The 12,586-nt window shown below is 66.9% G+C and carries 11 protein-coding genes; 7 read left to right on the top strand and 4 right to left on the bottom strand.

Annotation, left to right across the window (positions count from 1 at the left end):
- Positions 1 to 32: 32 nt before the first annotated feature.
- From yjjJ to dtd, 3 genes are all read right to left on the bottom strand, one after another.
- Complete coding sequence (yjjJ, locus tag H4O11_RS06245) at positions 33 to 1,436, bottom strand: type II toxin-antitoxin system HipA family toxin YjjJ (protein ID WP_182338538.1); 1,404 nt, start codon at positions 1,434 to 1,436, stop codon at positions 33 to 35.
- 178 nt (positions 1,437 to 1,614) lie between these two features.
- Positions 1,615 to 3,462 carry an RNA polymerase sigma factor RpoD gene (rpoD, locus tag H4O11_RS06240; RefSeq protein ID WP_182338537.1) on the bottom strand — a complete coding sequence of 616 codons (1,848 nt, stop codon included), beginning with the start codon at positions 3,460 to 3,462 and terminating at the stop codon, positions 1,615 to 1,617.
- A gap of 91 nt (positions 3,463 to 3,553) precedes the next feature.
- Complete coding sequence (gene dtd / locus H4O11_RS06235) at positions 3,554 to 3,994, bottom strand: D-aminoacyl-tRNA deacylase (protein ID WP_182338536.1); 441 nt, start codon at positions 3,992 to 3,994, stop codon at positions 3,554 to 3,556.
- A gap of 61 nt (positions 3,995 to 4,055) precedes the next feature.
- Here dtd and H4O11_RS06230 point away from each other — a divergent pair, with 61 nt between their 5' ends.
- The 4 genes from H4O11_RS06230 to H4O11_RS06215 all read left to right on the top strand — a co-directional run bounded on the left by H4O11_RS06230 (position 4,056) and on the right by H4O11_RS06215 (position 8,343).
- Positions 4,056 to 4,976, top strand: coding sequence for a lauroyl acyltransferase (locus H4O11_RS06230; RefSeq protein WP_182338535.1), 921 nt, complete (start codon positions 4,056 to 4,058; stop codon positions 4,974 to 4,976).
- Between the two features lie 101 nt (positions 4,977 to 5,077).
- Positions 5,078 to 6,208: a GTP cyclohydrolase II RibA gene (ribA, locus tag H4O11_RS06225; protein ID WP_425506011.1), complete on the top strand. Its 1,131-nt coding sequence runs from the start codon at positions 5,078 to 5,080 to the stop codon at positions 6,206 to 6,208.
- 78 nt (positions 6,209 to 6,286) lie between these two features.
- Positions 6,287 to 6,787: a PH domain-containing protein gene (locus H4O11_RS06220; protein WP_343042785.1), complete on the top strand. Its 501-nt coding sequence runs from the start codon at positions 6,287 to 6,289 to the stop codon at positions 6,785 to 6,787.
- On the top strand, positions 6,784 to 8,343 hold the full coding sequence (locus tag H4O11_RS06215; RefSeq protein WP_343042784.1) for a PH domain-containing protein: 1,560 nt from the start codon (positions 6,784 to 6,786) through the stop codon (positions 8,341 to 8,343). The genes H4O11_RS06220 and H4O11_RS06215 overlap by 4 nt, the downstream gene beginning before the upstream one ends.
- 124 nt (positions 8,344 to 8,467) lie before the next feature.
- On the opposite strand, the gene H4O11_RS06210 is transcribed toward H4O11_RS06215, so the two are convergent.
- Positions 8,468 to 9,532: a CDP-glycerol glycerophosphotransferase family protein gene (locus H4O11_RS06210; RefSeq protein WP_182338847.1), complete on the bottom strand. Its 1,065-nt coding sequence runs from the start codon at positions 9,530 to 9,532 to the stop codon at positions 8,468 to 8,470.
- On the opposite strand from H4O11_RS06210, the gene H4O11_RS06205 reads away from it, so the two are divergent.
- From H4O11_RS06205 to H4O11_RS06195, 3 genes are all read left to right on the top strand, one after another.
- On the top strand, positions 9,531 to 10,337 hold the full coding sequence (locus tag H4O11_RS06205) for a glycosyltransferase family 2 protein (protein WP_182338533.1): 807 nt from the start codon (positions 9,531 to 9,533) through the stop codon (positions 10,335 to 10,337). The two genes, H4O11_RS06210 and H4O11_RS06205, sit on opposite strands and share 2 nt — an antisense overlap.
- 91 nt (positions 10,338 to 10,428) lie before the next feature.
- Entirely contained in the window at positions 10,429 to 11,703 is a 1,275-nt protein-coding gene (locus tag H4O11_RS06200; RefSeq protein ID WP_182338532.1) for an O-antigen ligase family protein, read from the top strand.
- A complete protein-coding gene (locus H4O11_RS06195; protein WP_220466630.1) occupies positions 11,696 to 12,583 on the top strand; it encodes a glycosyltransferase family 2 protein in 888 nt (295 codons plus the stop codon). Before H4O11_RS06200 ends, H4O11_RS06195 begins: the two co-directional genes overlap by 8 nt.
- Positions 12,584 to 12,586: the final 3 nt, after the last annotated feature.

Raw genomic sequence — 12,586 nt, 5'->3', positions numbered from 1 at the left:
GCGATTCTACCGGCTGAACCGGCTGAACGCGCTCAGCTTCCAAACCGGCGCGCCATCGCGCTCACGCGCTCGGCATTTCCGGCCGCCAGTTCGGTCACGGCCGCCGAACGTACCCCCGCAGACCGGGCAACACGCTGCCAGAAGGCCGCTGCCAAGGGCGCGGCCCAACGCAGGTGTTCCAGGTCACCGCTGCCCAGCGGTGCGACTACCGCAAGGGGCGTGGCCGCCCGAAGCACCCCGGTGCGCGACGGGGCCAATGACATCGGCAGCATGTCGTAGGCCGGGGCCAGCGGCAGCGCGCCGCTGTCGGCCAGATGGAAGCCAATATTTCCCTGATGCATGTCGCTGTTGCCAATCAGGCGACCGAAGGCCTGCAGCCGCCCCATTCGTTGGATCGCCCCCTCGTCCAGCCACCCCTGTCCCTGCAGCAAGCCCGCAGCGGTGGCCCAGTCAGCAGTCGCCTCGCCGGTGAAGGCTGAAGACAATGCCAGCAGGGAAACGAAGCCGCGGCGGCCGAGGACGCCTGGCGTGCGGTCAAATCGTTGCACTTCCAGAAAGGTATGCGAATCGGTCTGCAGCAGCGTGGAAGCGGCCGCATCCATGCCGGCCTCGCGCAGCGTCTCCAGCGCCAGGTGTTCGCACACCAGCAGATCGGACCAGCGTTCGGCGACCTCGCCCGCGCCAGGCTGGGCGAACTTCACCAGTACGGCACTGCGCTGGTCCTCATGTTCCACCACGGCGGTGAACTTCGGTTGTTCGCCGCCAGGGGAAGAGCCGATGTCTTCGCCTTCCAGCGCGGCACGGGCCCGCTCCGGGTAGCGTTGCAGGCGCTGATGCGCGGCCACCCGGTCCGGTGGCGTGTCGATCGCAGCGAGGGCGTGCCTCACCGCGCCGCTGCCCAACAGCAGGTCACCGGTTTCAGTGCCACCGGCATGCACCAGCGCCAACAGGACGTCACCTGTCTGCCACCGGTTGATATCCGGTGCAAGGCCCAGTTCACGCCCTTTTCGGTGCGCGAAGGTGCGGCCAAGGAAGCCCTGCGGGCGCAGATCGTCCAGGTACCAGGGCAGGCTCGGGAAGAACGCAGCGATGTCGCCCTCCGGCGCACGGGTCAGGTTGGGGCGGGCGGCATTGGCCTGGAAATGGAAGCTGCCACCGGACAGTGAATGGACCTGGCCCAGCTCTTCAAGCGTGGCATCCGGACGCAGCCGGTACAACGGCCATTCGCTGCCGGCGGCAGTCGTCTGCCGTGCCGCGTAGGCGGTGGCGCGGGTGCGGCCAAGCCGGAGGACGCGGTCGCCATTGGCTGCCACCAGGCGGCTGAGGGCCATGCGGTTCACGCCAAGCCGTTCGGCCAGCTCAGCCGCAGCGATAGGTTGGCCGGGAGGGAGCTGGGCCAGAAGTGCCTGGGCGGTAGGGGAGGAGGAACGCGGCATGGACCTATTGTTACATTGGTTGTTACGTAATTTTCAACTCATGTCCGGACAAGAAGGCGGCGGAACATGGCTTTCGACGCCATTATGTTACGAATAATGTTACATAATTAGGCTAGATGCCCAAAGAAAAACCCTGCCGAAGCAGGGTTTCTCCAGTTTCCTCGTCAGCCGACCTGGATCAGTCGATGTCGAGGAAGCTGCGCAGCTGCTCGGACCGGCTCGGGTGACGCAGCTTGCGCAGCGCCTTGGCTTCGATCTGGCGGATGCGCTCGCGGGTAACGTCGAACTGCTTGCCGACTTCTTCCAGCGTGTGATCGGTGTTCATGTCGATGCCGAAGCGCATGCGCAGCACCTTGGCTTCCCTCGGGGTGAGGCCGGCCAGCACGTCGCGCACGGTTTCAGACAGGTTGATGTTGGTGGTGTTCTCGATCGGGGACTCCACGTTGGTGTCCTCGATGAAGTCGCCCAGATGGGAATCCTCGTCGTCGCCGATCGGGGTTTCCATCGAGATCGGCTCCTTGGCGATCTTCATCACCTTGCGGATCTTGTCTTCCGGCATGTCCATTTCCTTGGCCAGCTCCTCCGGCGTAGCCTCGCGGCCGTACTGCTGGAGCATCTGGCGGGAAATGCGGTTCAACTTGTTGATCGTTTCGATCATGTGCACCGGAATACGGATGGTGCGTGCCTGGTCGGCGATCGAACGGGTGATGGCCTGGCGGATCCACCAGGTCGCATACGTGGAGAACTTGTAACCGCGGCGGTACTCGAACTTGTCCACGGCCTTCATCAGGCCGATGTTGCCTTCCTGGATCAGGTCGAGGAACTGCAGGCCACGGTTGGTGTACTTCTTGGCGATGGAGATCACCAGGCGCAGGTTGGCCTCGACCATCTCCTTCTTGGCCTTGCGCGCCTTGGCTTCGCCATAGGCCATCGCGCGGCTGATTTCCTTCAGGTCATCCAGGCTCAGCGAGGTGCCCTTCTCGATATCGATCGTGGCCTGCTGTTCGGAGATGATCTGGTCCTTGACGTCACGCAGGGCCGAAGACCACTTCTGCTTGCGCTTCAGTGCGTCTTCCACCCACTCCAGGTTGGTCTGGTTGCCTTCCCAGGAGCGGATGAAGTCCTTGCGCGGCATGCGCGCGGTGACGGTCGCCAGGTTCAGCACGCGGCGTTCGTGGGACTTGATGCCGGCCATGGTGTCGCGCAGCTGGCGGGTCAGCACGTCGGTCAGCGGCAGCGGCAGCTTCAGGGTGACGAACACCGCCGACATCTCCTCGCGGAGCTTCAGCAGGTTCTTGCCATCGCCCTTGGCGGCTGCCTTCTTGAAGGCGTTGTAGGCATTGGCCAGTTCCTGCATGCGCGCGGCCACTTCCTCCGGATCCGGACCGGTCGGACCGGCCTCTTCCTCGGCGTCGTCCTCGTCTTCGTCCTCATCCTCGTCTTCGGCATCAGCATCATCGCTGCTGTCTTCGACGACGACGGGCGCCGGCACTTCTTCGCTCAGGTCGTTGAAGCCGACGATCACTTCGGCCAGGCGCTTCTTGCCTTCCTTGTGCGCGTCGTAATCGGACAGCAGCGATTCAACCGACACCGGGAACAGGCCAAGGGCAGCCTGCACCTGGCCCAGGCCTTCTTCGATGCGCTTGGCGATGGCGATTTCGCCTTCGCGGGTCAGCAGTTCAACCGTACCCATTTCGCGCATGTACATGCGCACCGGGTCGGTGGTACGACCACCTTCGGTATCGAGTGCGGTCAGCGCGGCAGCGGCTTCTTCAGCGGCGGTGTCATCCACCTCGCGATTGCCGGTATTACCATCGTTGAGCAGCAGGGTTTCCGCATCAGGGGCAACCTCATGGACATCAATGCCCATGCCATTGATCATGCCGATGATGTCTTCGATCTGCTCCGGATCGACCATGTCGTCGGGCAGGTGATCGTTGACTTCGGCATAGGTCAGGTAGCCCTGTTCCAGGCCCTTGCTGATCAGCTGCTTGATTTCGGATTGGGCAGGACGTTCGTTGGCCATGTAGTGCTCGCGCCACCGGCTGGAGTAGGAAAAAGGAACGTAGCATTATACCAGCCCGGCGCCCCGCTTGCCCGGGCGGTGGTCCCGGGGATCAGGGCCTGAGCAGGAAGGTCACGGGACCGTCGTTGACCAGGCTGACGACCATATGGGCACCAAAGCGCCCCGTTTCCACCCCTGGGGCGTGTTTTTCGCGACAAATGTCGACAAAACGGTTGAACCCGCGTTCAGCCTCGTCCGGCGGTGCCGCCGTGGTGAAGCTGGGTCGCATGCCTGAGCGCGTATCGGCCGCCAGGGTGAACTGGCTGACCAGCAGCAACCCGCCGCCGGTGTCGCGCACGGATCGGTTCATCTTTCCGTCGTCGTCGGCAAATACACGGTAGCCAAGCAGGCGATCGGCCATCCGCTGCAGTTGCGCCTCGGTGTCGCCGGGCTCCATGCCCACCAGTGCCAGCAGGCCGGGCCCGATGCGTCCGACCACCTCGCCATCAACGTCGACGGCAGCCTGGCTGACACGTTGGATCAAGGCGAGCATGGGAACCTCTGGTTGGGTGGCAGCCAGCCACCTTAGCAGCGCCCACGCTAGACTTGTGCGGATGAACCCGGAACGCAAAGCCCGGCTGGCCCACCGCGCCGCCGCCCTGTTCGCCCGCCTGCCCTGGCCACTGCTGCGCGCCCTTGCCAATGGCGTCGCCTGGCTGTGGATGCGCAGCAACGCCCGCGAAAGCCGGGTGACCCGGCGCAACCTGGAACTGGCCTACCCCGAACTGGACCGGACCGGACACGCCAGCCTGCACCGCGAGGTGCTGCGTTCGACCGCCTTGCAGGCATTCGAAACCCTGCACCTGTGGAGCCGGCCACCGGCCGACAACCTGCGCACCCATCTGCGCGAGCGCCACGGCGAAGCCCTGTACGACGCTGCGCTGGCGTCGGGCAAAGGCGTGATCGTGGCTGCACCGCACTTCGGCAACTGGGAACTGCTCAACCAGTGGCTGGCCTCGCGTGGCCCGATCGCCGTCGTCTACAAGGCCCCGGACGACCCGGCCAGCGATGCTTTCCTGCAGATGGCGCGCGGTGGCCACAACGTGCAGCAGGTGCGCGCCGAAGGCACTGCAGTGCGCCAGTTGTTCAAGGTGCTCAAGGACGGCGGTGCCACCGGCATCCTTCCTGACCAGCAGCCCAAGGCCGGGGACGGTGTTTTCGTACCGTTCTTCGGCATCCCCGCGCTGACCATGACCCTGGTCAACCGGCTGGCCGAGCGCACCGGCGCCATCGTGCTGTACGGCTGGTGCGAACGGACCGGACCGGGCATGCAGTTCGCCCTGCACATCGAGGCCGCCGATCCGTCGGTCTCCAATCCGGACCCCGAACTGGCTGCTACCGCGCTGAACGCCGGCATCGAACGCATTGCCCGCCGCGATCCGGCCCAGTATCAATGGACGTACAAGCGCTATACGCTCCGTCCGGAAGGCAGCGATGAAGCCGACCCCTACGCCACCGCCAAGCACCCCCATTGACCCGTGTAGTGGCGGGCCATGCCCGTCAACGCGCGCAGCGCGACCCGGGATTTCGGTTGATTCCGACGCATCCATCCCCATGTGATTGACCACGATGTCCCATGCCCGGTCCTGCCATGTCTGCTGCTGATACCTCCCTGTTCGGTGATCCGGCCGCCATTCGCTGCGAACGCGCGGTCGCCGAACTACGCGCCGGTCGCCCGGTGGTGATCGGCGATGGGCACGGCCAGCGCACGGCGGTGATCGCCCTGGACAGCGCGACCGCACGCAGCTTCGATGCCTTCGCGGCGCTGTCCGGCGACCGCCATTACCTGTTCCTGACCGAGACCCGTGCCCGCGTGCTCGGCGTGGACGCGCCCTCGGGCGTGCGCCTGCCGCTGGCCGGCACCGCCTTCGATGCCCTGCCCTCGCTGGGCTACCTGCGCGAACCAGGACCGATGCCGCCGGACTGGACGGCCGGTGATGCGCTGGATGCCGGTGCGGTGGAGCTGGCCCGCCTGGGCCTGCTGCTGCCGGCGATGGTCGGCCTGCCGCTGGCGCAGGGCGATGCGCGCTTCGATGGCGCCGCGCAGGTCGCCCTGTGCGACCTGGCCGAAGGCGCCGCCCATGCCGCCCATGACTACGAACTGGTCGCCCGCTCGCCGGTACCGCTGCGCGAAGTTGGCATGACCACCTTCGCGGTATTCCGCGGCGGCGTGGCGCAACGCGACCAGGTGGCGATCATCGTCGGCCAGCCGGACCTGTCGGCCGTGGTGCCGGTACGCGTGCATTCTTCCTGCCTCACCGGCGACCTGTTCGGTTCGCTGAAGTGCGACTGCGGCGACCAGTTGCGGCGCGGCCTGCAGAAGCTGAAAGAGCTGGGCGGCGGCGTGCTGTTGTACCTGGACCAGGAAGGACGCGGCACCGGCATCGCCGCCAAGATGCGCGCCTATGGTTACCAGCACGATGGCCTGGACACCATCGATGCCGATGCGCAGCTCGGTTTCGGCGCCGACGAACGCCGTTACGGCAGTGCGGTGGCGATGCTGCGTGGCCTGGGCATTTCGCGCATTGCGTTGCTGACCAACAACCCCACCAAGGCGCAGCGCCTGCGCAATGCCGGCATGGACGTGATCGACTGCATTCCGGTGACCGGCGACATCACCGTGGAGAACGAGCATTACCTGCGCACCAAGGCCGAGCGTGCCGGGCACCTGCTGGACGTGGACGCGCTGATCCAGGCCGCCCAGTAGGGTAGCGGCGGGCCATGCCCGTCACCCGCGCACGCGACCCTGCTAACGTTGACGCCATTGCCCGTGTGGGGACCCTGCGTGACTTCATCTTCGATCCCTGCCGAAACCAATGACGGGTGGCGACAGTTGCCCCTGCGTGCGGCGCGCCTGGCAGCCATTTCCGGCATCTCCACGGGCATGGTATTCCCGGGCGTACCGCTAGCCGTCGCCTGGTGGTGGCAGGACCTGCCGGGCGGCATCGCCGCCGCGGTGTGCTGGCTGGCCGCCGGTGCGTTGCTCGGCGCCCGCATCGCCTGGCGGCGCATGCGCCGCACCTGGTGGCGGCTGGACCACAGCGGGCTGGGGCTGCGCCGCGACCTGTGGTGGCAGCGCGATACCCGCGTACCCACCTCGCGCGTGCAGCACCTGGACGTGCGTCGCGGGCCACTGCAACGCCGTTTCCGCCTGGCCACGCTGGTCGTGCACACCGCAGGAAGCCGTTTCAGCGCGGTGGTTCTGGATGGCCTGGACGAGGCCGATGCCGAGCACCTGCGCGACACCCTGGCCCGGCAGCTGGACCAGGATGCCGACGCCCTGTGAGCACGCCTCCCGCTCCGTTGCCGCCGGACCGCGAAAGCGCGGGCAACGGCGAACGCCGCCTGCATCCGTGGTCCTGGCTGTTCGTGTTGATGATGCAGCTGCGCCAGTACCTGCTGCCGCTGGTCGCGCTGCTGGTGTTCGGCCAGCGGGGCGACCGCGATCCCTTGTGGGCACAGCTGGTGCCGGTGATCGTCATCGTGCTGCTGGTGGTCGCATCCGTGCTGCAGTACCTCAGCTATCGCTACCGGATCGGCGAGGATGCGATCACCATCCGCAGCGGCCTGCTGTCGCGCAACCGACGCGAAATCCCCTTCGCCCGCATCCACAACGTCGTGGTGCACCAGAATCCGCTGCATCGCCTGTTCGGGGTGGCCGAACTTCGGCTGGAATCGGCGGGCGGCAACCGGCCGGAAGCCGAAATGCGGGTGCTGCGGCTGGACCAGGCGCTGGCACTGGAACAACGGGTCCGTCGCCGTGGCCCCCTGCTGCAGCCCGGCGCGGTGAACGACGCACCCGGCCAGCCGCCACCGCTACCTGAAAGCGAGGCGCGGCACGTGCTGCTGCGCATGAGCGGCCGGGACATCGTGAAGCTGGGCCTGCTGTCCAACCGTGGCTGGGTACTGGTTGCCGCCGCCCTGGGTGCCCTGGCACAGGTGGTACCGCGCGGAAGCCTTGATCGCGCCATCGAACAAGGGGGACGCGAGGTGTTCGGTTATGCCAATGGCCTGCAGGCCGGCATGACCGGCCTGCTGCTGGCCGCCGCGGCACTGCTGCTGGTTGGCTGGCTGGCACTGCGCGCACTGTCGGTCATGCTGGCGCTGCTGCGCTACCACGGCTTTGAACTGTCAGAGCAACAACGGCGGCTGACGGTCAGCAGCGGCCTGCTGAGCCGGGTGCGCAGCAGCGTGGCGCTGCGCCGCATCCAGGCGTGGACGTTGAGCGAATCGACCCTGCAGCGCTGGGCTGGTTATCGGCAACTGCGGGTGGACAGCGCCGCCAGCCAGGGCAGCGAGGGCAATGAACAGCGCGGGCTGCGCGAGCTGGCCCCGCTGGCGACGCCGGGCCACTGCGATGAACTGGTGTGCCACCTGCTGCCGGATGTGCAATGGCCGCCGCTGCAATGGCAGGACGTGCCGCTGCGTGGCAGCTGGCGGCTGTGCCTGACCAGCCTGTGGCTGACCCCGCTGCTGGCCGCTGCCCTGGCCTGGCGCTGGGGCCCGGCCGGGCTGGCAGCGCTGGCGTGGCTCCCCATCGCGCTGTGGACGGCGCGCCTGCAGTTGGCGCGCATCGGCTGGTATCGCGACGACTGCTACATCGCCGTGCGTGGTGGCTGGTGGCGACGCTGGTGGCGCTGGGCGGAACTGGACAAGCTGCAGGCATTGCGGCTTTCGCGCTCGCCGCTGGACCGCCTGCTGGGGACCAGCAGCCTGTGGCTGGATACCGCCGGCGCGCGTGGCGACGTGGCGCTGTGCCTGCGTTACCTGCCGCAGGCGCAGGCCGCCGACCTGCTGGAAGAACTGGGCCGGGCGCTGGCGAAGCGACGCCTGCGTTGGTGACCCAACGTGCAATGGGTAGTGACGGCCCATGCCCGCGCATGGGTGGTGACGACCCATGCCCGCGCCCACGGTAGTGACGGGCCATGCCCGTCACCAGGAAAAAGCAGCGGGGCATGGCCCCGCTCTACCGGGTAGGGAATGACCGGCCCCAATACCCCAGGTCACGGCGGATCTGCAGGTTGCGCAGCCAACTGCCCAGCGGCTTGCGCTTCAAGCGCCCCATCTCCCCGGACAGAAAATCCTCGGTCGCCGCGATCACCCGCTCGCTGGAATGGCCATCGCGCCAGGGGTGGATCGCATCTGCATACCGTTCAATCTCCGCCTGAAGTGCCGGGGTGGGGTTCAAGGCGTGGTCCAGCATCAGCGGCAACCCGGCAGGGTCGTCGAAGTCGAGCATGTGTGGCTGCGGTACACGGTTGCGGAAGGTCACCACCGGCTTGTGCTGGACGATGAACTCCGAAACGATCGACGACGTATCGGATACCAGCACGTCGGCAGCGCGCTGTGCCGCCATGACCTGCTCCGGCTCGACGAAACAGGCATTGTCGCCAGCCAGCGCGCGGTAGCGCTCGAACAGCTCCGGCGCGCACTTCGGGTGCAGGGTCAGCAACCAGTAACGCTGTCCACCGGCAATGTCCGCGGCGATCTGCGGATGCAGATGGGGTGCGGCACTGAGCCGCTCGGTGAAGGTGGAACCGAACAGCACCACCGGTCTCTCCGCCGCTGGCGCACGCAGGCGGGCGCTCTCGCCCCCGTCATCGCGGAACAGCGGATCCAGCTTCGGCCAGCCCGTCTCGGCCACGGCAAAGTGGCCCTGCGCCTCGGCCATCGCGCGGAACGGCACCGTGGTGGCAGGGCCCTGGGTGCAGTACAGATCGAACATGCCGCGCACGCGGAAGTGGCCCCGGGCGCTGTCACGCTTCTGCACGTTGAACCCATGGAACAGCTGGACCTTGGCACCGGACAGGAAGGTCGGCACCCAGTTGGCGGCACTGAACACCGCCCGCGGACGCATCGCCAGCGCCTCGCGCAGGCCCACGTTGGCCACGCCCGGCAGCGTGCTGCCGGCCGCCCCATCGACGAACCACGCCGCCACCTGCTGGCCGGATGCGTGCAAGGCCTCGGCCAACGGGGCGAGAATAGGCAACGCATAGCGCTCCGTCGCAAACAACAGGTACCCGGCCATCATGTCCTCCACGACCGCCCACAACGAACGGCCTCGCATTTCCGCCTGCATTATCGCGTTCAACGAGGCTGGCCGCATCGGCGATTGCCTTGCCTCGCTCGCCTTCTGCGATGAGGTGGTGCTGGTCGACTCCTGTTCCACCGACGCAACCGTTGCCCTGGCCGAAGCAGCCGGGGCGCGGGTGCTGCAGCGCGCGTTCGACGGATTCCGCAGCCAGAAGGATTTCTGCGTGCAGCAGGCAACGCATGATTGGGTGCTCTGCCTGGATGCCGATGAACGGGTGGGCGATGAACTCCTTGCCGCCATCGAACAGGCACGCGATGGCGGATTCGCCGGCCATCACGGCTATCGCTTCGCCCGGCTGTCGGAGTATTTCGGCCGTTTCCTGCGCCACGGCAATGCCTATCCAGACCGGGTGCTGCGGCTGTTCGACCGTCGCCACGGCGGCTGGCGCGGCAATCGTGAGATCCATGAAGCGGCCAGCGTGGATGGCCACGTCGGCACCCTGCGTGGCGACCTCATCCACTATCCCTACCGGTCCCTGCAGCAGCAGCTGGCAAAGACGGAAAAGTACGCGCGGATGATGGCCGAGCATGAGTTCGCACGTGGCAAGCGCGCGACGCTGGCCAAGCTGGTGCTGGCGCCCGCCTGGCGGTTCTGGCGCGGCTACCTGCTGCGCGGCGGTTTCCGCGATGGCTGGCACGGCCTGGTCTACGCCTATGTCCGCGCCAACTATGTCCGGCAGAAGACCATCATGCTGTGGATGCTGCAGCAGGGCCAGCCGGTGGCCGACCCGCCGCAGGCATAGCCGGGTCTCATCAGGGGCGTGGCCCCTGACCACGTTTTTGCAGCAATCTTCATAGCAGCAGCCACCCAGCGGGCACTAGCATGCCCGCCCCATGACCCCATCGGCCGCCCTCGTCCGCCATGCGCGTTCGCGGCTGCTCGCAGCAGGCCGTGGTTGCGTTGTGCTGGCTCTGTTCTGCGTCCCAATCAACAAGCCGGCAACCTCCTGCTTCATCGTCCTGGCGGGTCTGGCGGCGCTGGGCGGCAGCGACACACGCGCACGCTGGCAACAGGCTTGGCATGACCCGCTTGCCAAGGGAATGCTGGCATGGGCCCTGGTGCTGCTCGCCAGTGCGCTGCACGCCCTGCTGACCGCCCGCGACGGCAGCGCGCTGTATGGCTCGTCCCTGTGGACCTTCGTGCTGCCCCTGGTGATTGCATCGCTGTTGCAGACACCGCAGCAGCGGTGGCGTGCGCTGCATGGCTTCGCTGCAGGCGTAACGCTGGTGATGCTGGCGTCCTGGCTGATGGCGGCAGGGCTGCTGCCCCAGCCTGCGGTCGCCGAGCTGACCGCCAGCATGCGCAACACGGTGTTCAAGGAATACACCCAGCAGGGCCTGGCCACCCTGCTGCTGGCCTCCTTCGCGCTTTCGTGGTGGGCACTGGCCACCACCCGCCGGCAACGCGGGTTGGCCGTCGGCATCGCGGCCCTGTCACTGCTGAACGTCATCCTGCTGCTGAGCAGCCGCACCAGTTACCTCGCCGCCGTTCCCCTGCTGCTGTACTGGCTGTGGGTGCTGTGGCGGGCGTCCACATGGCAGTGGCGCCTGCACGTGCCGGCCGTGGCCCTGTGCCTCATCGCGGGCGTCACCACGATCGCTGCGTCCAACATCGGTGACCGGCTGGTGCATTCGGTGACCAGCGAAGTCGCCCGCTATACCGAGCACGGCGACGCAACATCCAGCGGTACCCGCCTGTGGCTGTGGCAGCACACCGTGGACATGGCCGCGAGCAATCCCCTGTTCGGCCAAGGCCTGGGCCAATGGCGGACACACTACCAGGCGCGCATGCACGACATCCACGGCGCCGCGCCGTTCCTCCTCGCCCACCCCCACCAGGAATACCTGCTGGTGCTCGCCGAAGAAGGGGCGCTGGGACTGTGTGCGCTGCTGGTCCTGCTGGTCCTGCTGGCCCGGCTGATCCACCGATTGCCGGTGCCCGAGCGTCACTTCTTCACCAGCGTGCTGATCGTGTACGTGGTGGCCGGGCTGGGCAACGGGCTGGTGTCCGACTACACCCACCGCAACACGTTCGTGCTGCTGCTTTCGTGCATGCCAGCGGTCGCCACGTGGGCGCGGCGCAACAATGAGGTCCGCGACCATGGATGACATGACGCATGCACGCTTGACCGTTGTCTGTGTCACCTACAACAGCGGGCCGGTGCTGTCCGCGCTGGCTGCCACCCTGGCGCGCTTCCTCCATGTGGTGATCGTCGACAACGGCAGCGGCGACGATACGGTGGCGCAGATCCGCCAGCAGATACCGCATGCGCGGGTGATTGTCCGCCCCGACAATGCGGGCTTTGGCGTGGCAAACAACGAGGGGCTGCGGCGGATTGAAACCGAGTACGCGCTGCTGCTCAATCCGGATTGCCAGATCGAACCCGAGGCGGTGGCGTTGCTGGCGCAGACGCTGGACGCGCATCCCGATGTCGGGATCGTCGCCCCGCAAGGTTGGCGAAACCGTACGGTGCCGCAGAAATCATGGCGTCCGGCCTTCTTCAGGCCGCAACCGGCCGGTCGCTACCAGGTGCCGGATCAGCTCATGGTGGCCGACTGGCTCCATGGCAGCTGCCAGCTGGTGCGGACACAAGCATTCACCGCTATCGGCGGCTTCGACCCTGCGTTCTTTCTCTACTACGAAGACGATGATCTGTGCCTGCGCATGCAGCAGGCGGGGTGGCGCTGCATGCTGCAACCAGCGGCGAAAGCGCTGCACCCGGGCGGCGTCTCATCCGCGCCCAGCGCGCGCACGACCTTCATCAAACAGTTCCACTACGCACGCTCGCGACAGATAGCGCTGCAGCGCTATGTCGGCGGTGGCGCCGCCTTCGCGCACCGCGCCCGCCTGCTCGCTGCCTGGATTCCGGCGACTGCCCTGTATGCCCTGCTGCTGCGGCGCCAGCACGCCAGCAAGTGGTTCGGCTGGGGCCTGGCCGGGCTATGCGCGATGTTCGATCTGCGCGGAATCTCCAGCCGGATCCGCTGATCA

Origin of the sequence: Stenotrophomonas tumulicola, assembly GCF_014117215.1 — a bacterium.
Classification (GTDB): Bacteria; Pseudomonadota; Gammaproteobacteria; order Xanthomonadales; family Xanthomonadaceae; genus Stenotrophomonas; species Stenotrophomonas tumulicola.
The sequence above is the reverse complement of the archived record's forward strand: the minus strand, read 5'-3'. Positions and strand labels throughout refer to the sequence as shown.